At 46.6% G+C, this 20,765-nt stretch carries 27 protein-coding genes; 15 read left to right on the top strand and 12 right to left on the bottom strand.

All coding sequences use genetic code 11. From position 1 onward, the window contains the following. Window positions 1-71: 71 nt before the first annotated feature. The 6 genes from AC4EHB_RS14830 to AC4EHB_RS14805 all read left to right on the top strand — a co-directional run bounded on the left by AC4EHB_RS14830 (window position 72) and on the right by AC4EHB_RS14805 (window position 4,454). Window positions 72-1,592 (top strand): sodium-dependent transporter, encoded by a 1,521-nt coding sequence (locus AC4EHB_RS14830; protein ID WP_490976528.1) that lies wholly within the window; start codon window positions 72-74, stop codon window positions 1,590-1,592. A 14-nt stretch (window positions 1,593-1,606) separates the two neighbouring features. Then, on the top strand, window positions 1,607-1,723 hold the full coding sequence (locus AC4EHB_RS14825; protein WP_135501419.1) for a methionine/alanine import family NSS transporter small subunit: 117 nt from the start codon (window positions 1,607-1,609) through the stop codon (window positions 1,721-1,723). A gap of 153 nt (window positions 1,724-1,876) precedes the next feature. After that, window positions 1,877-2,800: a lipoyl synthase gene (gene lipA, locus AC4EHB_RS14820; protein WP_490976529.1), complete on the top strand. Its 924-nt coding sequence runs from the start codon at window positions 1,877-1,879 to the stop codon at window positions 2,798-2,800. A gap of 15 nt (window positions 2,801-2,815) precedes the next feature. Next, window positions 2,816-3,160 carry a YutD family protein gene (locus AC4EHB_RS14815; RefSeq protein ID WP_490976530.1) on the top strand — a complete coding sequence of 115 codons (345 nt, stop codon included), beginning with the start codon at window positions 2,816-2,818 and terminating at the stop codon, window positions 3,158-3,160. An 84-nt stretch (window positions 3,161-3,244) separates the two neighbouring features. Next, a complete protein-coding gene (locus tag AC4EHB_RS14810; protein WP_490976531.1) occupies window positions 3,245-3,703 on the top strand; it encodes a DUF86 domain-containing protein in 459 nt (152 codons plus the stop codon). Next, on the top strand, window positions 3,690-4,454 hold the full coding sequence (locus AC4EHB_RS14805) for a TIGR01457 family HAD-type hydrolase (protein WP_490976532.1): 765 nt from the start codon (window positions 3,690-3,692) through the stop codon (window positions 4,452-4,454). The genes AC4EHB_RS14810 and AC4EHB_RS14805 overlap by 14 nt, the downstream gene beginning before the upstream one ends. A gap of 21 nt (window positions 4,455-4,475) precedes the next feature. Here AC4EHB_RS14805 and AC4EHB_RS14800 read toward each other — a convergent pair whose 3' ends face one another. Next, window positions 4,476-4,712 carry a YuzB family protein gene (locus AC4EHB_RS14800; protein ID WP_490976533.1) on the bottom strand — a complete coding sequence of 79 codons (237 nt, stop codon included), beginning with the start codon at window positions 4,710-4,712 and terminating at the stop codon, window positions 4,476-4,478. A gap of 150 nt (window positions 4,713-4,862) precedes the next feature. Between AC4EHB_RS14800 and AC4EHB_RS14795 the strand changes: the two genes are divergently transcribed. Beyond that, window positions 4,863-5,930, top strand: a complete 1,068-nt coding sequence (locus AC4EHB_RS14795; protein WP_490976534.1) for an NAD(P)/FAD-dependent oxidoreductase — start codon at window positions 4,863-4,865, stop codon at window positions 5,928-5,930. Window positions 5,931-5,974: 44 nt separating this feature from the next. Here AC4EHB_RS14795 and AC4EHB_RS14790 read toward each other — a convergent pair whose 3' ends face one another. Then, complete coding sequence (locus AC4EHB_RS14790; RefSeq protein ID WP_490976535.1) at window positions 5,975-6,301, bottom strand: YuzD family protein; 327 nt, start codon at window positions 6,299-6,301, stop codon at window positions 5,975-5,977. Window positions 6,302-6,384: 83 nt separating this feature from the next. On the opposite strand from AC4EHB_RS14790, the gene AC4EHB_RS14785 reads away from it, so the two are divergent. The 6 genes from AC4EHB_RS14785 to AC4EHB_RS14760 all read left to right on the top strand — a co-directional run bounded on the left by AC4EHB_RS14785 (window position 6,385) and on the right by AC4EHB_RS14760 (window position 9,888). Then, window positions 6,385-6,621: a NifU family protein gene (locus tag AC4EHB_RS14785; RefSeq protein ID WP_300992117.1), complete on the top strand. Its 237-nt coding sequence runs from the start codon at window positions 6,385-6,387 to the stop codon at window positions 6,619-6,621. Between the two features lie 105 nt (window positions 6,622-6,726). Beyond that, window positions 6,727-7,089 (top strand): HesB/IscA family protein, encoded by a 363-nt coding sequence (locus AC4EHB_RS14780; protein WP_490976536.1) that lies wholly within the window; start codon window positions 6,727-6,729, stop codon window positions 7,087-7,089. 275 nt (window positions 7,090-7,364) lie between these two features. Continuing rightward, on the top strand, window positions 7,365-8,582 hold the full coding sequence (locus AC4EHB_RS14775; RefSeq protein ID WP_490976537.1) for an NAD(P)/FAD-dependent oxidoreductase: 1,218 nt from the start codon (window positions 7,365-7,367) through the stop codon (window positions 8,580-8,582). Window positions 8,583-8,633: 51 nt separating this feature from the next. Next, window positions 8,634-9,131, top strand: coding sequence for an NUDIX domain-containing protein (locus AC4EHB_RS14770; protein ID WP_490976538.1), 498 nt, complete (start codon window positions 8,634-8,636; stop codon window positions 9,129-9,131). A gap of 141 nt (window positions 9,132-9,272) precedes the next feature. Beyond that, window positions 9,273-9,398: a YuiA family protein gene (locus AC4EHB_RS14765; protein ID WP_290213185.1), complete on the top strand. Its 126-nt coding sequence runs from the start codon at window positions 9,273-9,275 to the stop codon at window positions 9,396-9,398. Window positions 9,399-9,558: 160 nt separating this feature from the next. Continuing rightward, entirely contained in the window at window positions 9,559-9,888 is a 330-nt protein-coding gene (locus AC4EHB_RS14760) for a YuiB family protein (protein ID WP_490981933.1), read from the top strand. An 83-nt stretch (window positions 9,889-9,971) separates the two neighbouring features. Here AC4EHB_RS14760 and AC4EHB_RS14755 read toward each other — a convergent pair whose 3' ends face one another. Together AC4EHB_RS14755 and AC4EHB_RS14750 are read right to left on the bottom strand one after the other, a co-directional pair. Continuing rightward, window positions 9,972-10,136: a hypothetical protein gene (locus AC4EHB_RS14755; protein ID WP_490981932.1), complete on the bottom strand. Its 165-nt coding sequence runs from the start codon at window positions 10,134-10,136 to the stop codon at window positions 9,972-9,974. Window positions 10,137-10,367: 231 nt separating this feature from the next. Continuing rightward, window positions 10,368-10,844 (bottom strand): divergent PAP2 family protein, encoded by a 477-nt coding sequence (locus AC4EHB_RS14750; protein WP_490976541.1) that lies wholly within the window; start codon window positions 10,842-10,844, stop codon window positions 10,368-10,370. Between the two features lie 150 nt (window positions 10,845-10,994). Here AC4EHB_RS14750 and AC4EHB_RS14745 point away from each other — a divergent pair, with 150 nt between their 5' ends. Continuing rightward, entirely contained in the window at window positions 10,995-12,488 is a 1,494-nt protein-coding gene (locus AC4EHB_RS14745) for a leucyl aminopeptidase (RefSeq protein ID WP_490981931.1), read from the top strand. A 49-nt stretch (window positions 12,489-12,537) separates the two neighbouring features. Here AC4EHB_RS14745 and mnhG read toward each other — a convergent pair whose 3' ends face one another. The 8 genes from mnhG to AC4EHB_RS14705 form a co-directional block, all read right to left on the bottom strand. After that, a complete protein-coding gene (gene mnhG, locus AC4EHB_RS14740; RefSeq protein ID WP_490982027.1) occupies window positions 12,538-12,861 on the bottom strand; it encodes a monovalent cation/H(+) antiporter subunit G in 324 nt (107 codons plus the stop codon). A gap of 19 nt (window positions 12,862-12,880) precedes the next feature. Then, window positions 12,881-13,162: a Na(+)/H(+) antiporter subunit F1 gene (locus AC4EHB_RS14735; RefSeq protein ID WP_490976543.1), complete on the bottom strand. Its 282-nt coding sequence runs from the start codon at window positions 13,160-13,162 to the stop codon at window positions 12,881-12,883. After that, entirely contained in the window at window positions 13,159-13,638 is a 480-nt protein-coding gene (locus AC4EHB_RS14730) for a Na+/H+ antiporter subunit E (protein ID WP_490976544.1), read from the bottom strand. The genes AC4EHB_RS14735 and AC4EHB_RS14730 overlap by 4 nt, the downstream gene beginning before the upstream one ends. Before the next feature lie 6 nt (window positions 13,639-13,644). Next, window positions 13,645-15,126 carry a Na+/H+ antiporter subunit D gene (locus AC4EHB_RS14725; protein WP_490981930.1) on the bottom strand — a complete coding sequence of 494 codons (1,482 nt, stop codon included), beginning with the start codon at window positions 15,124-15,126 and terminating at the stop codon, window positions 13,645-13,647. Continuing rightward, window positions 15,119-15,466: a Na(+)/H(+) antiporter subunit C gene (locus AC4EHB_RS14720; protein WP_490976546.1), complete on the bottom strand. Its 348-nt coding sequence runs from the start codon at window positions 15,464-15,466 to the stop codon at window positions 15,119-15,121. The genes AC4EHB_RS14725 and AC4EHB_RS14720 overlap by 8 nt, the downstream gene beginning before the upstream one ends. Next, on the bottom strand, window positions 15,466-15,888 hold the full coding sequence (locus AC4EHB_RS14715) for a Na(+)/H(+) antiporter subunit B (RefSeq protein ID WP_490976547.1): 423 nt from the start codon (window positions 15,886-15,888) through the stop codon (window positions 15,466-15,468). The genes AC4EHB_RS14720 and AC4EHB_RS14715 overlap by 1 nt, the downstream gene beginning before the upstream one ends. Continuing rightward, window positions 15,875-18,289, bottom strand: coding sequence for a Na+/H+ antiporter subunit A (locus AC4EHB_RS14710; RefSeq protein ID WP_490981929.1), 2,415 nt, complete (start codon window positions 18,287-18,289; stop codon window positions 15,875-15,877). The genes AC4EHB_RS14715 and AC4EHB_RS14710 overlap by 14 nt, the downstream gene beginning before the upstream one ends. A gap of 265 nt (window positions 18,290-18,554) precedes the next feature. Next, window positions 18,555-19,784 carry an MFS transporter gene (locus AC4EHB_RS14705; RefSeq protein ID WP_490976549.1) on the bottom strand — a complete coding sequence of 410 codons (1,230 nt, stop codon included), beginning with the start codon at window positions 19,782-19,784 and terminating at the stop codon, window positions 18,555-18,557. Window positions 19,785-19,911: 127 nt separating this feature from the next. Here AC4EHB_RS14705 and AC4EHB_RS14700 point away from each other — a divergent pair, with 127 nt between their 5' ends. Then, window positions 19,912-20,628, top strand: coding sequence for a peptidylprolyl isomerase (locus tag AC4EHB_RS14700; RefSeq protein WP_490981928.1), 717 nt, complete (start codon window positions 19,912-19,914; stop codon window positions 20,626-20,628). Window positions 20,629-20,765 lie beyond the last annotated feature (137 nt).

The following is a 20,765-nucleotide window of genomic DNA, read 5'->3' as shown; positions in this document are numbered from 1 at the left end:
AATCTGAAAATAAACAAACTTCCTATTTTTCTGTAAGAAAAATGGAAGAAGACAAAAAAGGGGGAAGAAAAATGGAACGTTCGCAATGGGGCACACGCGCCGGTTTTATTTTAGCGGCAGTCGGCTCGGCGGTAGGTTTGGGGAACATTTGGCGTTTTCCATATGTAGCCTATGAAAATGGTGGAGGAGCATTCTTTATACCGTACTTATTCGCTCTGTTGACCGCAGGGATACCAATTCTAATTTTAGAATTCACCATTGGGCATAAATACCGTGGATCCGCACCGTTATCATTCTTTAGAATGGGCGGCAAGAAAATGGAGTGGCTGGGCTGGTGGGCAGTATTTGTCTCATTTGTCATATCCACCTATTATGCAGTTATCATCGCTTGGTCTATGCGTTACACGATTTTCTCATTCAACCAGGCTTGGGGATCAGACACCGAAGCATTTCTGTTTAACGATTTCCTTCAATTGACAGTGACACCAGGGCAAACTGGCGGAATAGTATGGGGTGTATTCATTCCGTTGGTGCTTGTATGGGCCATCACACTGGGAATTCTATTTGCAGGAGTTAAAAAAGGAATTGAAATGGCGAACCGTATTTTCATTCCGACATTGGTTGTCATCTTCTTGATCGTTGTTGTCCGTGCGTTAACGCTGGATGGAGCAGCGATGGGTCTTGATGCTTTCTTCAAACCGAATTTTGATGCCATCATGAATCCTCAGGTTTGGGTAGCGGCATACGGGCATATTTTCTTCAGTTTGTCTGTTGCGTTTGCAATCATGATCACTTATTCAAGTTACCTTCCGAAAAAATCGGATATCACAAACAATGCATTCATCACTGGATTTGCCAACTCGGCTTTTGAGTTGCTTGCCGGTATTGGTGTTTTTGCGGCACTTGGCTTCATGGCAAACCAGCAAGGCGTTGCAGTAGCAGATGTGGCTGCAGCGGGTGTAGGATTGGCGTTCGTTGTCTTCCCGCAAATTATTAATGAATTCCCTGGCTTTAATGGGCTGTTCGGGGCATTGTTCTTCTTATCCTTGACGCTTGCAGGATTGACTTCATTGATTTCAATCACAGAAACTTACGTTGCGGGCTTCTCTGAAAAATTCGGCTTGGGCCGCAATAAAGCCATCGCTATAGGCGGCGGTCTTGCGGCATTGATTTCTATCTTGTTCGCAACGCAAGGCGGACTGTTCTTCCTGGATGCTGCTGATTATTTCATCAACCAATTTGGTGTCGCAGCTATCGGCTTAGTGGAAGTGGTCTTGATCGTTTGGGTATTCCGCAAAGCGGATATGCTGAGAGACCATGCTAACGCTATCTCGGATATTCATCTTGGCGGCTGGTGGAAAATCTGCTTAGGCGTAGTAACTCCAATTGTTTTGGGCTATATGATGTTTGGTTTGTTGAAAACGAACCTTCTTAAAGAGTTCGATAACGACACAGGGAACTACGAAGGTTATACCGATACGTTCATCATGTTCGGCGGCGCTGGCGTAGCAATTGCCGCAATCGTTTTGGGAATTCTCTTCTCAGTCGGAAAATGGCATAAAGACCATGCTCAGTTCGACGAGCACAAATAAGGGGGACTTACACAATGTCAACTGAAGCTATTGTTGTAATGATCATTGGTATGGTCATCATTTGGGGCGGCCTGGGCGCAAGCATCGGGCACGCTGTCAAAAAAAGCAAGGAAGCCAAAAGAGCTGCATAATTCGAAGACCCGGAAGCGGTTGCGCTTCCGGGTTTTTATGTTGTCCGACAGTGCAAGGGGAAGTCAGGCATATTGTGGGCAAGTAGTCTTTATGGTACATTTGGAAGAGAAAAGCTGGCGTTTACAAAACCAACATGAATGGGGACGATGAACGTGTCTACAAAGCAGGAACATCTTAGAAAGCCCGATTGGTTAAAGATTAAGCTGAACACAAATGAAAACTACACGGATCTGAAAAAAATGATGCGTGAAAATAATTTGAACACTGTTTGCGAAGAAGCCCGATGCCCGAATATACACGAATGTTGGGGAACGCGGCGCACTGCCACTTTCATGATTTTAGGAGCAATCTGCACCCGCGCTTGCCGTTTCTGCGCAGTGAAAACAGGTCTACCGAACGAGCTCGATTTGCAGGAGCCTGAACGCGTTGCTAAATCCGTCGAGCTGATGAACTTGAAGCATACGGTCATTACTGCTGTAGCAAGGGATGATTTAAAAGACGGAGGGTCTGCAGTGTTTGCTGAAACGGTGCGGGCCATCAAACGTGCCAACCCGTTTACAACAGTGGAAGTGCTGCCATCGGATATGGGCGGCGTTTACGAGAACCTGCAGCGGCTGATGGAAGCGGAGCCGGATATCCTGAATCACAATATTGAAACGGTTCGCCGCTTGACGCCGCGAGTCAGAGCTCGGGCGACCTACGACCGCTCACTGGAAGTACTGCGGCGCGCCAAAGAAATCCGTCCAGAAATCCCGACGAAATCGTCATTGATGCTCGGACTGGGCGAAACCCATGATGAAATCCTTGAAGTGATGGATGATCTGCGTGCGAACGATGTGGATATCATGACAATTGGCCAGTACCTGCAGCCTTCGAAAAAGCATTTGCCGGTACAAAAATATTATTCGCCGAAGGAATTCAAGGAACTTTGGCAACTTGCAATGGATAAAGGATTCTCGCATTGCCAGGCAGGTCCTCTTGTGCGCAGCAGCTACCATGCAGATGAGCAGGTGAATGCCGCAGCCAAAGAACGCCAACGGCTAGGGGATATACAGACTGCAGCAGCAGATAGTTGATAGGTGGTGACAAAGATGTTCGTATTGGACCAATGGGAATATGAAGTCCTGATTGATTACCGGGATGGATTCCAGGAAGAGGCATTGAATGGCCGCTACAGTGAAATATTATCGAAATACGATTACATTCTCGGCGACTGGGGATATGGACAGCTCCGCCTAAAAGGATTTTTTGAAGACGCCAATCACAAAGCGACTTACGATACTAAAATCAGCACATTGCAGGATTATTTATACGAATACTGTAATTTCGGCTGTGCCTATTTCGTCATAAAAAAAGGTGGAAAAGCACCTGCTCCGGCAGAAACGGCAGCCCAAGAACAAGAAGAAATACACCAAACCTCCGAAGCGGAAGCTTGATCCGCCGGAGGTTTTTTCTATCCCTATGGTATGATAGAAAGAGACGGCAGCATGAAAAGAGCTTATTTTAATGGAGGGTTTTATATGTATTTTATCGACCGCAATAAGATAACGGAAACAGTGGGGTATATGAATTCGTTGCTTGCTTTATACGAAGAGAAAAAAGAATGGCCATCTTTTACTGAGCAGCTCGCCCTTGAGCGATTAGCTAATAATGTCATCGAATCAATCATCGATGTGGGGAATTCCATGATCGACGGATTCATCATGCGCGACCCTGGCAGCTACGAGGACATCATCGATATTTTGACGGATGAAAAAGTGATTGATGCTGATATGGACCAGCCGTTAAAGACTGTAGTAGAAGTACGCAAAATGCTCGTGCGCGAGTTTATGAAAGCAGACCATCAAAAAATCCATTCCGTATTGGATAGCAATTTGCCGGCATTGAAAAAATTCGGTCCTAAAGTGGAACATTATTTAACGCACGAACTGGGTCCTGTGTCTGCATTTCTTCCGGAGGCCAACGATGAAAAGTTATAAAGCATATTGCCTGGACCTCGATGGAACCGTCTACCGCGGAACCGACGCGGTGCCGGCAGCGGCTTCATTCGTCAAACGGCTGCAGGGTAAAGGAATTGAACCGTTTTTTGTAACGAACAATGCCTCCATGACCCAAAAACAATTGAACGTAAAGTTGCATCGTTTCGGAATAGACACCCTGGAATCACAAATCGTATCATCGGCAATAGCCGCAGCTAAATACATCAAACGCTGGTACCCGGGCCAAACGGTTTTTATGATCGGCTCGGATGGGCTTGAGCAAGCGCTTGACCAGGAAGGAATCGAGCGCGTAGAACAAGGGGCTGACATCGTCTTGATGGGGATTGATCCCGGAATCACGTACGGGAAATTGGCGCAAGCCTGCTTGGAAGTCCGCAAAGGCGCTGTCTTCTTGTCAACGAACAAAGACTTGGCTTTTCCTTCTGAAAGAGGATTTTTGCCAGGCAACGGGGCCTTTACAACACTCGTTTCAGCATCGACTGATGTTGACCCGGTGTATATCGGCAAACCCGAGCGCCATATGCTGGAAACGATTCTCCATGAATATGGATTCGAAAAGCACGAAATGGTGATGATCGGGGACAATTACGATACCGATATCCTGGCAGGCATCAATTATGGCATCGATACCATCCACGTTAATACCGGCGTAACGCCGACGGATAAAGTACTCGAAAAAGAGCATCAGCCAACTTACGCTCTTGAAAATCTTGATTTTTGGCGCATATAAAAAAGCCGCTGAAAAGCGGCTTTAAAACAACGGATTTTCTTCTATAAACTCATAGACCTTGTCTGTCAATTCTTCAGGAGTATCAGCTTCGACGATTTCGCCGTTTACCAAGGCATAAAGGCCTTCAGAACATTTTGTGCAATAGCTTAAACAGCCATATTCTAGAACGTCAAGATTCGGGTCGCGGTCCAGTTTTTCGAAAGACTGTTGTGCTCCATTGACAATATTGCTGATGCAAAATTCTACAATCGGTTTCATTTAGGTCACCTCACTACAACGAAATCCTACCTTTTTTTCAAGCGCTAGTCAATTATTTGATTTCGCTTAATGTATTGTGAAAGTCATCACAATCAGCTATACTCATATTTGAGAAATTATGCAGACAGTTAAATTACAAAGGAGATATTTATGCGAAAATTAGTCTTACTTGGAGGCGGATACGGCAATATGCGAATTTTGCTTCGCTTACTGCCGAACAACTTGCCGCTCGATACAGAAATCATTTTAATCGACCGGACCCCATTCCATAGCATGAAAACCGAATTTTATGCACTGGCTGCCGGTACGGCATCAGACCATGAAGTGCGCGTCGCTTTCCCGGAAAGCGACCGTTTGACGATCGTCAACGGCGAAATCACGGAAATCCTCTTGGACGAGAAAACCGTCTGCCTGGATAACGGCGAGCGCGTCCTCTATGACGACCTCGTCATCGGGTTGGGTTGCGAAGACAAATATCACAGCGTTCCGGGAGCTGACGAATTCACCTACAGCATCCAAACGATCGGCAAATCCCGCGAAACGTATAAAACCTTGCTGGGCTTGCCCGCTGGAGCGGTAGTCGGGGTTGTCGGAGCAGGGCTCAGCGGGATTGAGTTGGCGAGCGAATTGCGTGAAAGCAGGCAGGATTTGAAGATCAAATTATTCGACCGGAGCCCGCGCATCCTCCGCGACTTCCCGGAACGTCTAAGCAATTTTGTGAAAAAATGGTTTGATAATAACAATGTTGACGTTGTTTCCAATTCCAACATCACGAAAGTCGAGCCGAAAATGCTTTACAATCACGAAGAAACGATTCCTGTGGATGCAGTAGTTTGGACTGCTGGCATCCAGCCGGTCAAGCCGGTGCGCGATTTGAACCTAATCTGCGACACCACAGGGCGCGTCCTGATCAATCAATACCATCAATTGCCGGAAGACGAGCACGTTTACGTCGTCGGCGATTGCGCGGCATTGCCGATGGCGCCTTCAGCGCAGCTCGCAGAAGAACAAGCCGAACAAATCGTTAAAATATTGAAAGCCGTCTGGAGAAATGAAGCGCTGCCGGAGAAAATGCCGGAAATCCAGCTAAAAGGCTTCCTTGGCTCACTCGGCAAAAAACAAGGCTTCGCTTATTTGGCCGATCGCACTGTGACTGGCCGCATCGCCCGATTGATGAAATCAGGCGTATTATGGATGTATAAATGGCATAACGGATAAGAATAAGAAAAAGCGCCCAAATTTTGGGCGCTTTTTGCATGCATTTATTCTGCTGCTGCAAATCCGTGCTTTTCCAGTTCTTTGTAGACTGGCTTCAATTGCACATAGCCTTCACCGACAACTTCGCCTTCCACAAGCACAAGCGGATAGAAAAATTCATCATCAAGGATGCGCTGGACATACTCTTTGCGGTGTTCTTCTGTCTGGGGTTTCTCAATATCGATATAGGTAATTGAAAATGGCTGTCCATCATATTTACGGGCTATGGCAGCCTGCAGCCATTCGTAGGTGTCTAAGGATGACGGCGCGTTTACACAGCTGGCGCAGATTACATCTGTTCCATATACTTCAATAGACAATTCTTTCGGCATTTTGGTAGACCTCCTGTGAATTCATTAGTGGCTTTTTCCTCTCAATCACATTATAATGATTATAATGAAAGGAGTCGATATAAATGACTGAAGCAATGATGGAAAGCCAAGTAATGGAAGTCCTAGATAAATTGCGTCCATTCCTTTTGCGTGACGGCGGTGACTGTGAATTGGTCGACATAGAAGATGGCATCGTAAAACTCCGTCTGCTTGGCGCATGCGGAAGCTGCCCGAGTTCGACAATTACATTAAAAGCGGGGATTGAACGTGCGCTGATGGAAGAAATTCCAGGCGTCGTTGAAGTAGAACAGGTATTTTAATGGAGAAAGGGCCTATGAGGCCCTTTTTTCTGTATATGGCATAAGCGCATTCGCTTGTAGTGGCTTGGCCGATATTGATATGATAAGAAGAAGGAGGGGATACGTATGACACAAGTTGTCGAAATAACTGAAGCAGCTTCTTTCCAAGTAAAAGAGATGATGCGCCATAACGGTGAAGAGGATTCGTTCCTTCGCGTCGCGGTCAATGGCGGCGGCTGTAGTGGCCTGACATATGGCATGGGTTTTGAAAAACAGGCGAGTTCTGAAGACGATCAATATGAACAGTATGGCATCCCGATTTTGATTGCGAAAAATGATGCGCCGATTCTGCAAGGCACTGTCGTCGATTATAAGCAATCATTGATGGGTGGGGGATTCACCATTGAAAACCCGAACGCCATCGCTTCGTGCGGCTGTGGGACATCTTTCCGCACGGCTACGAAAACAGGTACACCTGAAAACTGCTGATAGAAATGTGGCTAGCAGCCTTCTTCGCAATTTTAACTGCGAAGAAGGCTTTTTTGTATTTATGGATATTGGAGCCCAAGCTTGGACAGCGAAATTTCAAAAGATGGCGGAAGCTTGACGGTCTGTTGATGCAAGGGAGCCGACTGGGCAATCTGCAGTTGAAATAGGGTTGTAAAAGGTCTAATATAAGGTATAGGAGTTTGTATGAATTTATAGGACTCATCCAAATAAGTTATTCCGTTTTAAAATTCGATTTGAAGGTGGTTGCGATTTCATTGAAAAGACCGTCAATATTAGTATTGGGAGCAGGTTACGGTGGTTTGACTACTGTAGTGAATCTGCAAAAAGTTCTCGGCACAGATGCCGCGGACATTACATTGATCAACAAAAACGAATATCATTATGAAAGCACATGGCTGCATGAAGCTGCAGCTGGAACTTTGCTTTCTGACCAGGTCCGCTATGATATCAAAGATGTAATCGATAGCGTGAAAACGAAGTTCGTGCAAGCGACTGTTGAAGCAATCGATGTAACAGGCAAAAAAGTGACAACTGACAACGGCGTATTTTCCTACGACTACCTTGTCATTGCATTAGGATTCGAAGGGGAAACTTTCGGCATTCCTGGCCTTGATAAGTACGCTTTATCAATTGCCAACGTAAAAGCTGCCCGCTACATCCGTGAGCACATCGAATTCCAGTTCGCGAACTGGTCTACAGATGACGTGAAAGACGACAGCCGTTTGACAATTGTTGTCGGCGGAGCTGGCTTCACTGGCATCGAGTTCCTTGGTGAACTTGCGAACCGCGTACCAGAACTTTGCAAAGAGTTCGACGTACCCCGTGAAAAAGTGCGCGTTGTCTGCGTAGAAGCTGCACCGATGGTATTGCCAGGATTCGATCCTGAGCTTGTCAGCTATGCAGTAGGCAAACTAGAATCAAAAGGCATTGAATTCTCAATCGGCACACCAGTTGTCGAAGCGACTCCAGAAGGCGTAAACATCAAAAAAGGCGAAGATCATTTCGAATTCATCAAAGCCGGCACTGTTGTATGGGCTGCTGGAATCCGCGGCAACAGATTGATTGAAGAGTCAGGCATTGAAAACATGCGTGCGCGCGTTAAAGTCGACAAAGATCTTACAGTTCCAGGCTCTGATGATGTATTCGTCATCGGCGACTGCGCATTGATGATCAATGAAGAAACAAACCGTCCGTACCCGCCAACTGCACAGATTGCAATGCAGCAAGGGGAAGCGACTGCGAAGAACATTGCAGAAATGATCAAAGACGGCGAAACAACAGAATTCGTCCCTGATTTAAAAGGTACTGTTTGTTCATTGGGCGATGACGATGCAATCGGCGTAGTCTTCGGCAAAAAAGTAACAGGCAAACGTGCTTCATTCATGAAGAAAATGATTGATAACCGTGCACTTTACATGGTAGGCGGCGCATCATTGGTCATGAAAAAAGGTAAATTCAACGTATTGAAATAAGCTGAAGCTCCCGTAAATGGGAGCTTTTTTTGTTAAAGGGGTTTTATTGGCATGTCAAAACACAAAAGAGGCAATGTCTGGCTCGGTGCCGCCGGCCTGGTCATCAATTCGAATAAAGAGTGGCTTGTCGTAAAGAAGAGATACGGTGGGCTGCATGGCAAATGGTCGCTCCCGGCAGGGTTTGTGGAGCCGCGAGAAACCGTGGACCAGGCTGCTTTAAGAGAAGTGAAAGAAGAAACAGGCATCAGTTGCCGCCTGATGGGAATGGTCGGCTTTCGGAGCGGCGTTATCCGCGAAGAAATAAGCGATAACATGGCGATCTTTCTGCTGCAGCCGATAGATGAAAGCGAAAGCATCACAGTCCAAGCAGCCGAACTGTATGAAGCGGCTTGGATGACGCCGGCTTCGCTCGCTGAAGAAGGGCAGGCTTCTGTCATGCTTTATGAAATGGTCAACTACGTCCTGGAAGAAGGATTTGAATCCATTGAAGACGTTGATCCGGGTGACATTTTCGGCTATTCGACTTACAAATTATTTTTTAAAAAATAGAGAAAAACTATGGATAAAACGTGAATATGAAAGAAAAAAGGGGATGTATCCGTTTACATTCCTTTTTTTATACTTGCATAATGAATTGGACCATGTTATATTATCAGAATATTACAAACAAAACAGGAGGAGGTGTTTCGAATGAAGATATTTAAAAAATCTAAGCCCGGCAACCACTGCCCATATTGCGGAGGCAAAGGCTACTTCCAATTGAGATTGGGAGGTTCAGAAACGTGCTCCTGCTGTTCAGGATCTGGTAAAAAGTAAGGCTAAGCAAGCGTATGCGGGGATTCCCCGTGTACGCTTTTTAAATTTCTGCACGCTAAGCATCCATATTCGTGACAAACCGATGAACTCTGGTTCCGGACATTGAAAGCCGTTTCTATTTCGGGTAAACTGATGGAAGGAATATCGGAGGTTAGAAAAGATGGACACTTCATTTAGTATTGTACAATTGATGATTTCGGTTTTACTATTCTTTGTTATGTTTTTCGGCATTGGATTTTTGCTTAATATGTTATTGAGAATGACATGGCTGATGGCGATCGTTTATCCGATAGTCGTGCTGCTGATTATTGACGATGTCGGCTTTTTCGATTATTTCACAAATCCAGGCGAATCATTCACCATGCTCGGCAACACATTGATGTCGTTGACAGCAACCGATATCGCGGTTCTATCCGCAGGTATGGCAGGAGCAATCACGTCAGGCATTGTCATGAAAGTCCTGCGTAAAATGGGCTATCAAATGTTTTAAAGTTTTTTGAAAAAAAAGCGCCGACCCAATTGGGTTGGCGCTTTTATTATGTTGGTACCTTTTCATTGCGCTTCAACGTACTTTCATGTCTCGAAGCTAGCGCAGCGATGCAGAGACAGGCGGACGCTTTCCGCGGGCATGGCCTCAGCCGCTTCACTCACTGCGTTCGCTCCAGGGTCTTCGACTCGCGTCGCTCTGTCACTTTGCTCCGTCACTGCTCCCGCTGGAGTCGCCGCCTTCCACTTCATTCAAAGGTCTTTCTTAATAGCGAACTACCTCTTTGGATAAAGAATTTAAAAGTTACAAAGTTTACAGTTTCTAGCTAATTCCTCGATATGGAGCAAAACAGCGGAGACGCCTGCGGGAAAGCGAGACAGCCGAGACCCCGCAGGGAGCGAAGCGACTGAGGAGGCTTGGCGCTCGCCCGCGGCAAGCGCAGCTGTTTTGCGGAATATCGTTAAATAACATCTAGCTGTTCTTTACTGAACCAAACCATGTATCGCAAATGCGATCGCGATGCCGGTCAATGCGCCCATGAATACTTCGCTTGGCTTGTGGCCGAGAAGCGTCTTGAGCTCTTTGATTTTTTCCTCTTCCGCTTTCTGGGACCAGCTTCTCGTTTCATTCATGAACAAGTGCAGATCCTGTCGCAGCTTGTTGATGGTCAACGCGTGCTGGCCAGCTTGGAAGCGGACGCCTGTCGCATCGTACATCGTAATCACCGCAAACATCGTCGCAATTGCAAAGATGGTTGAATCCACGCCATGCTGAATGCCGACGGAAGTGGTGAGGGAAGTGACGGCTGCGGAATGTGAGCTCGGCATGCCTCCTGTAGAAGTGAAGAGGCTCCAATTGAGTTCCCGCGTTACTGCGTAGTGAATGGGGATTTTTACAAATTGGGCAAAAAGGATAGCGAATAAAGCAATCATCAGCGGAAGATTTGAGAAAAATTCCATCCAGTACACAACCTTTCCTAATCCATTAATGCTTTCAGTATATCATAATTGCCTTTTTCTCTTAATGGAAAATATTTCGTTTTACGAACGACTAGCCCTACCAAATTAATGCTACACTTGAATGGAAAACAACATAAAGGGGGATTTAAAATGGAGTTTACAATAGTAAATGATGCTGCAGCGTGTGAAGCGGATATTTTAGTGGTGGGATTGACCCGCCATCCGGAAAATACGAAAAACTGGCAAGGTTTTTCTGAACGGTTCAATGGCAAACTGGAGGACTGGACCAAGCAGGGTCTTTCCTTCGATTTGAATTCCATAGTCGCTTATCCAACATTGTCTGGTTCGATTCAACGGGTTTTATTCGTTGGATTGGATGACCGAAAAAAATTGACAGAAGACATTGTTCGTACGGCATTTGCACTCGCTGGAAAAGAGTTGGCGAAGAAAAAAATCCGTCACGCGGCTGTGTATTTGGACTCGTTTCAAAATGATGCAGTGAATGCTGAGAACGCCGCTTATTTGGCAGCAGAGGGCATTACGATGGGGACTTATAGCTTTGATGATTACAAAACGTCATCAAACGAAGCGGACGTGGAAGTGGAAATGCTGTCGTTCTTAACGGACGGCAATGAAGAAGAAGTGTCAGCTTCTGCTTTTATTGGACACGTTTTTGGCCAATCGGTCAACGAAGCGCGGACATTGGTCAATATGCCTGGCAATTTGTTGACGGCGACAATGCTTGCGGACTACGCCAAAGAACTTGGAGACACATATGGCTTCGAAACAGAAATCTTGGGCAAAGCAGAGATGGAAGAGCTGGGGATGGGTGCTATCCTTGCTGTCAATCAGGGTTCTGTCGAAGAGCCGAGGCTTATCGTCTTGAAATACAAAGCGACAGACGGGTTCGATGATCCGCTTGCGCTTGTCGGAAAAGGAATCACGTTCGATACCGGCGGTTACTCGTTGAAGCCGAAAGATGGCATTGTCGGCATGAAAGGCGATATGGGGGGAGCCGCAGCTGTGCTTGGCGCGATGAAAATTATCGGTGAATTGCAGCCAGAAAAAAACGTGGTTGCTGTGATCGCTTCGACCGATAATATGGTTTCAGGGAATGCGTTCAAACCGGATGATGTTATTACATCACTCAGCGGCAAGACAATTGAAATCCTCAACACCGATGCAGAAGGGCGCCTGGTGCTAGCGGATTCCGTGACGTATGCCAAGCAGCTTGGCGCTACAAAAATCATCGATGTGGCAACGTTGACCGGCGGTGTCATCGTGGCGCTCGGCAACGACAAAACAGGGGCATTGTCGAATGATGACGAATTTTTCGACGCGTTCATGGATGCAGCAAAAGAGACAGGTGAATTTGTCTGGCGCTTGCCGTTAACAGAAAGCGACAAAAAACGCATTCGCAAAAGCGATGTAGCCGATTTGAACAACTCGCCAGGCCGCGATGGCCACATGATTTTTGGAGGAGGCTTTGTCGGGGAATTCACGGAAGGGACGCCGTGGATCCATTTGGACATCGCTGGCACTTCCCACGCAGCTTCAGCACATGACCTTGGACCGCAGGGCGGAACAGGCGCAATGGTCCGGACACTAGCGATGCTTGTTGAGAAAATGGCTGAACAGCAATAAACAAAAAAAGAGTTGGCAAGCGATTTTCGCTTGCCAACTCTTTTTTTGTTTATTTAACGTCTTTCGGTTTCTCCCGCAATACTTTCATATCATCTCGCACCGTTTCTTTAGCCAACTCAGTGCCTGACATATAGGCAGCACGGCCGATTAAATGGCCGGAAACTGGGGACGTGATGAAAAGGAAAGCGATGGCGATGATCAATTGGGGATTAAAATGGTCTTCAATCAGCAAAAAATGGAGAAAGGTTCCTGTCAGTATGCCCAAAACGCCAAGTGTTGCACTCTTAGAAGCCGCATGGGTCCGAGTGTAGACATCAGGGAGCCTGATAAGCCCCAAGGCTGTAACGACGCTGAAAATGACTCCTACGCTAATGGAGATGACGATTAATGAATTAACGATTAGGTTTTCGATCGAAAATCACACCTCTCTCAATAAACTTCGCAAATGCCACCGTCCCAATAAAAGCAAGGATGCTCAGCAAAAGAATAATTGCAAGGAAGAACTCGGTTTCTAAAATAAGTGACAAGAGCGCGATAATGGAGACAAGCGCAACTCCTAACGCGTCTAGTGCGACAATACGGTCAGCAATGCTTGGCCCTTTAATCAGCCTGAACAGCAGCCCGACAAAAGCGACACTGATTATGAGCAAGGAAACCCAGTAAAATGTCATCATGAGCGGCTCACCTCCAAGATTGCGCGTTCAAATGTATTTTTTATCGAAGACACGGCGTCGTCGATATCTTCAAAATCGATGGCGTGGATGTATAACTTTTTCTGGTCATCAGATATGCCGAGAACGAGCGTACCTGGCGTCAATGTAATCAAAGCAGCAAGCAAGGTGATTTCCCAATCTTGTTCCAATTCGGTCTCCAGCTCGAAAATTGCTGGCTTGATGTCCAAGCGCGGCTGGATGACCAATTTGAACACTGCAAAACTCGACAGCACCAATTCTTTTAGGAACAGGAAGAAGAGGGATATGACTGCCCAGATTCGATGGAGGTAAAGCCTGCTTGAGAAAAACCTGCGCATCATGACAACGAGCAGGAGGCCAACCAAATAACCGATGGTGAAACCGGCGGGAGTAAAATTGTCCGTTATGAACATCCAGACGCCGGCCAAGAAAAAATTCAACAATATTTGCAGGGACATGGTCTTCTACTCCTTTAATACCGCATCTATATAGATGGATGGATTTAATAGAACTTCTCCTGCACCTTGAAACAGCGGCATGAACATTTCAGCACCGGCTCCAAGTACGACAGTAATGATTACAAGGACGACTGTCGGTATTAGCATTCTGCGGTAAGTTGTTTTCTCCAGAGGCATTGTTCCTTTAGGTTCGCCCCAGAATGCATAGATAAAGATTCGCATAGCACTTAGCAGCACCAGCAGGCTGGTCGCTAAAATGACGATGCTGCCCCAGAAATGGGGGCCTTCAAAACCGCCTTGGACAATCAACAATTTGCCAGGGAATCCACTGAGCGGCGGAATGCCTGCCAAACCAAATGCGGCAATCAGGTAGACCCAGCCCAGGAATGGATAGGTTTTCATTAAACCTCCCATTTCCCGAAGGTTGGTCGTGCCGAAAATGACCGCTACGATGCCGACAAGGAAGAACAGCGCGGCTTTGATGAGCATGTCATGGACTAGGTAGAAAATCGATCCATTGATGCCTGCCTCATTCAATTGGGATACGCCAAACAAGATGACGCCGACAGCGATGATGATATTGTAGATAATGATTTTCTTTACATCGAAATACGCGAGAGCTCCGACACAGCCGGCGAGTATAGTCAAAATCGAGATAATCGCCAGCAGTTCGTGCGTGAATCCGGTATTCATGATGAAAAATAAGGTGTATGTACGCATGATCGCATAGACGCCGACTTTCGTCAGCAATGCGCCAAATAAAGCCAATATCGGCGTAGGCGGAGCGTAATAAGAGCCCGGCAGCCAGAAGTAAAGCGGGAAAATGGATGCTTTAAATCCGAAGACCACTAAAAACATGACGGCAATCAAGGTTAAAATGCCCGTGGATTCGATTTGCGGTATTTTGACTGCCAAGTCGGCCATGTTCAGCGTGCCAGTAACTGAATACAAATACGCGACTGCTGCTACAAACAATGCAGAAGAAATGATGTTCACTAGCAAATACTTGATGCTTTCCCGCAATTGCGGTTTTTCGCCGCCGTGGACAATCAGCATGTAAGAAGACATCAACAGAACTTCAACGAAAACGAATAAGTTGAAAATATCTCCTGTCGTGAACGCGCCATTGACGCCGACCAGCAAGAACATTACAGCCGGGTAGTAGAATGAACGTTCACGCGCCACGCCGATTGTCGGGATGCTGTATAAAATCACAAACAAGGTAATTAAGCTTGCACTGAGCACTAGCAGCACAGAAAGCAGATCGGATACCATGGAAATTCCGAATGGTGCCGGCCAGCTTCCTAATGTAATGGCTTGGACGCCGTCATTTTGGACTTTTACCAATAATACGATAGCTGCGATTAAGGTAGCCGCCGCACCGGCAACTGCCGTGGACCGCTGCAATGAAACATTTTTTGGGAAGAACATCAAAACGATTGCAAACAACAAGGGGATAATGATGGGGAAAAGAAGCAAATTACTCATAATCTTCAGTTCCTCTCATCAAGTTCATATTGTCTGTGCCAAGTTCCTGGTATGCGCGGTAAGCAAGCACCAGAAAGAATGATGTCACTGCAAACGAAATGACGATTGCAGTCAAAATCAAGGCTTGGGGCAGGGGATCGGCATAATCCGATACGCTGACGCCATCCGCCACGACCGGCGGAGCCAATCCACCGAGTCCGCCCATCGTCAACAGCAGCAAATGGGCTCCGTGGCTCAAGAGTCCGGTGCCGATAATAATGCGGATCAAGCTTTTAGAAAGCATTAAGTAAACAGCTGCCATGAACAGAAAACCGATGACAACCGACATGATAACTTCCATTATTCATCCTCTCCAATCGTTTGAATAATGGTCATCGTAACTCCGACAACAACCAAATAAACTCCTAAATCGAACAACGCGGCAGAATGCAGCGATGTTTTGCCGAATAGCGGCAGATCAAAATAATCATAAGCGTGAGTGAAAAAAGGAACATCAAATATGATTGACGCGCCGGCTGTGCCAAGTGCAATCAGCAAGCCGATCGCAATCATGGCAACGTAATTGAGCGGAAGAATCTTTTTCACAGTATCCAGATCAAACGCCAACATCAGCAAGACGACAGCGCTCGCTGTCAGCAGGCCGCCGACAAAACCCCCGCCTGGCGTATAATGCCCGGCGAAGAATATATGGACTGCAAACAGAAGGATGATGAAAATGACAACCTTCGTAGCCGTTTGCAGCATAACATCATTTGTTTTCATGGTGGCCCTCCTTTTTGCTCAATCGGAGCTTAATCATTGTAATGATTCCGATTCCAGCAATACCGAGAACGGCAATTTCAAATAAAGTATCAAATCCACGGTAGTCAACGAGTATGACGTTGACAATATTTCCGCCTCCGGCTTCCGTGTAAACTGTTTCTTTGTAGAACTCGGAAATGGAAGGAAGGAGCTTCTGTGAATGCGCTGATAACGCAACCAATGTCATTGTAACGCCGACTCCGAGAGCGATTATCGCATTTCCGACTTTAAAGCTGATGCGTTCCTCTTTTTTGCTTTTGATTGGCAAGTGGTAAAACGCCAGCAAGAACAACGCCACGGAAATGGTTTCGATGACCAATTGTGTCAGCGCCAAATCCGGTGCACGGAATATGACAAAGAACAGCGCGACGGAGTACCCTACCGCACCTAAAGCGACAATAGCGGTCAGTCTCGACTTCGCTGCAATCGTCGTGATTGTTGCGGCAACCAGAGCAATGGCGATAAAGATTTCATACAGGCCAATCGGCGCCAAATTGCTGGTATCGAAAACAAATGCATCAACCAAATACAGCGTGCTGAGCATGATCAATACGAAGAAACCGAACATATAAGCCAGGTACGAACGGATAAAGCCTGTCATGTAAATGGCGGAAAAGCGCTTGGCACCGTTGTTACTCAGATACATCATAAAATTGTACAGGCTGTTAAGCGAAAAAGTTTCCGGCATTTTGTCATAGACAGGTTGCCATTTCCGCAGCAGCCAGAACAACAGGCCGCCGACAGCGAAAATGCCGAGCGTCATAAACAATTCAGTGTTAAAGCCGTGCCACGCGGAAACATGGACATCCACTTGATCCGGCGAGCTGTAAAGGAATGGTTGAATTGCCAACACTGCCGGTTTGACGATCCAGTCGCCGACAACATTTGGAATAAAGAATATCGCGATAACAAGCACTGCCAGGATTGCTGGGGGGATGAGCATACCGATAGGTGCTTCGTGCGCAGGCTTCGGCAACTCTTCCGGCTTGTGTTTTCCTGTGAACGTGTGAAGCACGAAATACAAACTATAAACAAACGTGAAGACACTGCCGACCCAAGCGATGACAGGGAACAACAAGCCCCAGACATCCATCGAGAACAGTTCGAACTCGGTAATGGCGAGCATCGCAGTCAAGAACGTCTCCTTGCTCAGGAAACCGCCGAACAACGGAACGCCGGCCATCGACAGCGAGCCGATCATGGCAATCGTGAAGGAAATCGGCATCAGGCTCATCAAGCCGCCCAATTTGCGGATATCGCGCGTCCCTGTTTCGTGGTCGACGATTCCAGCAACCATGAACAGACTGCCTTTAAACACTGCGTGGTTGACCAAATGGAATATGGCGGCGAATGCCGCATATTTAAACACTGTGCCAGCCGCGTCTTCTACATGGAATCCCATTGCGGAAGCACCGAGCAAGCTCATGATCAAACCCAATTGCGAAACGGTTGAAAACGCCAGAATCCCTTTCAGGTCTTTTTGTTTAAGGGCAAAGATTGATCCCCAAATCATCGTAAACAACCCGACACCGGTGACAAGCCAAACCCAAAGACCGGAAGCGGCGAAAATCGGCGTAAAACGCGCTACCAGATAAAGACCGGCTTTTACCATCGTCGCCGAATGCAAGTACGCGCTTACAGGAGTAGGCGCTTCCATGGCATCCGGAAGCCAGATATAGAATGGGAATTGTGCAGATTTCGTAAAGGCACCAAGCAAGATGAGCACGAGCGCCCATAAAAAGAACTCATGCTGCACAAGGTCCGGTGCTTGAGCGATAAGCTCGCGGATTGAATAAGTATTGCCCATGATGCTGAGAAGCACAAAGCCTCCAAGCATCATCAAGCCGCCGAAGACGGTGATCATCATTGACTTTAAAGCCCCGAAGCGTGAACGGTCGCGTGTATACCAATAACCGATCAGCAGGAATGAGGAAATGGAGGTAAGTTCCCAGAAAAGGTACAACGTAATCATATGGTCGGATTGGACGACTCCGAGCATCGCGGTCATGAAAATCAATAAGTAAACGTAAAAATTATGTAATTGCTCGCGGTTCTTATCCAAATAAAAGATTGAATATAAAACGACCAGCGCACCGATCCCTGTTATCAACAAAGAAAACAGAAGGCTCAATCCATCCAGATATGCGATGAATGCAATATCCAAGGAAGGGATCCATTGAAATTCTGAAGTGAAAGTTCCGCCTTCCATCGTTCGTGGAAGGTAAGAAGCGTAATAGGTGAATAAAATCACGGGAACAATCAAGACAAACCAGCCCGTATGGACGCGGCTAAGTTTTTTGAACAGCAGCGGAATCAGCAGGGCTGCGAGTATAGGTAAAAAAATTAAAAACACGAGTGACAAATGAATCCTCCTTTCAAGCGGTTACATGATGGGTTTCTAGAGAAATTATAACGTACATCCAATAAATTTGCACCGTTCGGCATTTGCTGCACGGCTGTTGCTGCAAGGATTTCCCGCTTAATGAAATAGGAAGAAACTCAAATAAAGAAATTGAAAATCACAGTCGAATTTAGTCGAACTTCACATTTTCCTACACAGATTAACAATCGTATACGGTTTTATTCCGGAATGAAAAAAACAGATTTCCTATTGGAAATCTGTTGCATCATGTGGATTTTAATTCCTGCTCAAGAAGGACGTCTTCAAAATCTTGTTCCGGTTTGGCGGTCGTGTATTTTAAGAAGATAAACGAAATCAAGAATAACGAGCCGGTGACGATAAAGACAGCAGGGATTCCGATAAATCCGCTGACGACGCCACCGAACATCGGGCCGATGATATTTCCTAAAAAGCGGAAGCTGGTATTGTAGCCCATAACTTCTCCTTGGATCTCGATAGGCGCTTCGCGTCTCATCAATGCGGTTGTCGTCGGAATCATGCCGCCGACGGCAATCCCGAACAAGAGCCGGAGAATCATCAATTGCCAAAGCTCTGTGACAAAAGCTTGCGGAATGATGAACACGAATGCGAGAATCAGCAGGAAGGTCAGGACTTTTTCGTAGCCGATCTGATCACCAAGCCTTCCCCAGCGCCGTGCGAATAAAAGATTGCCGACGCCTGTCGCGCTGAAAGTGATGCCGGCAAGCAAGGCGACTTGTGTGCTGTCGGTCAGATGAGCGACATAAAGCGACAACAACGGCTGGATGCTAAAGTTGCCAATCTGGATCAACGCGGTGATGATCATGACATTGAACAGCAATCGATGGTGAAAGATGCCTTGGATAATGGTTTTGCGTGCATAAACGTGAGCATCCTTATGCTTCACGCGCTTCACTTCTTTAAGGCCAACCATGACAATAAACGCCGCTAGCGCAATGACGCCGGATGTAATAAGGAAGGTATACGTAAAGCCGAATGTATCGGCCATCAATCCGCCGATTACCGGTCCGAATAGGGTCCCGGATACGCTGCCCATCTGCAGCGTGCCGAGCGTTTTGCCGGCCGTTTCCTTCGAAGTCTGAGAACTGACAAAGGCCAAGGAAGTCGGGATAAAGCCCGTCACCACGCCCATGAACAAACGGATGAAGAATAATTCATGGACCGAATCGGCCGTCCCCATTAAGAAAATACTTGTGGCAATCCCAAAACAATTGATAATAAGGATCGGCTTATAACCATATTTATCAGCAATCCGTCCCCAAATGGGTGACATGAAAAGTGCGGCGACAAAAGTGACGCCAAATACGAGGCCTGCCCAACGCTGGACATATTCCTCGGAAAAATTCCCGAGCGATTCGATATACAGCGAAAGAAAAGGCATGATCATGGTAGTACTTCCGGCTACCAGGAAATTGGAAATGATAATAATAAGGAAGTTCTTTTTTTGTCTTTCCATCCGGAGTCCCTTCTTTCTGATCCGTGAACCTGCTCCTATTATATAGTATTTCGCTACACGAAAAAAGAGCTGGGAATTACATGCCTATTCCAAATATTATATGATAAAATGTGATGGGGTGAATGATATGAAAATGAAATTGACAGCAGCAATTATGCTGGCTGGCTTTTTGGCCGCTTGCGGCACAGAAGAACAGCAAGCACAGCCAGAAAAGGCTGAAACTGAAACAACCGAACAGAACCAAGCGGCAGAACCGGCAAGCGCGGATATCTACCCGCAGCTATCCGATGAAGTCGCAGACAACGAAGAGTTGGTAGCAATGGAAACGTCGATGGGAACAATCAAAATAAAATTATTCCCGGACTACGCGCCAAAAGCGGTTGAAAACTTTCTGAGCCATGCGGAAGAAGGCTATTACGATGGTTTATTATTCCACCGTGTCATTGAAGACTTTATGCTGCAAAGCGGTGACCCGACAGGCACTGGCGGCGGCGGAGAAAGCATTTACGGCGAATCGTTCGAAGATGAATTCAGTGACAACTTATTGAACCTACGGGGCGCTTTGTCGATGGCGAACGCGGGTCCCGGAACGAACGGCAGCCAGTTCTTCATCGTGCAAGCAAAGGAAGCTCCTGCTGATAGCGTCTCTTCAGACCGACCGGATGGAGTGAAGCAAGCGTACGCCGATATGGGCGGAACGCCGTGGCTTGACGGCAAACACACTGTTTTCGGCCAAGTCATCGAAGGCATGGACGTGGTTGACGCTATCGCGGCAGTCGAAAAAGTACAGGACCGTCCGGTAGAAGATGTCACGATCACTTCAATTGACGTGCTATCCAAATAACTTTGCAATGACTCAAAGCAGCCGACACATGATTAAGGGAAGAGTTCAGGACATAGGCTCTTCTCTTTTTTTGCTTATGTGCTATTATGGCTGTTAATACTATGGAAATGTAAGGTGAAAACAAATGGGAATGAGTG

Source organism: Planococcus sp. TJ-302, assembly GCF_058268455.1.
Note: the sequence above shows the minus strand (reverse complement) of the source record. Positions and strands in the feature narration are given on the sequence as shown.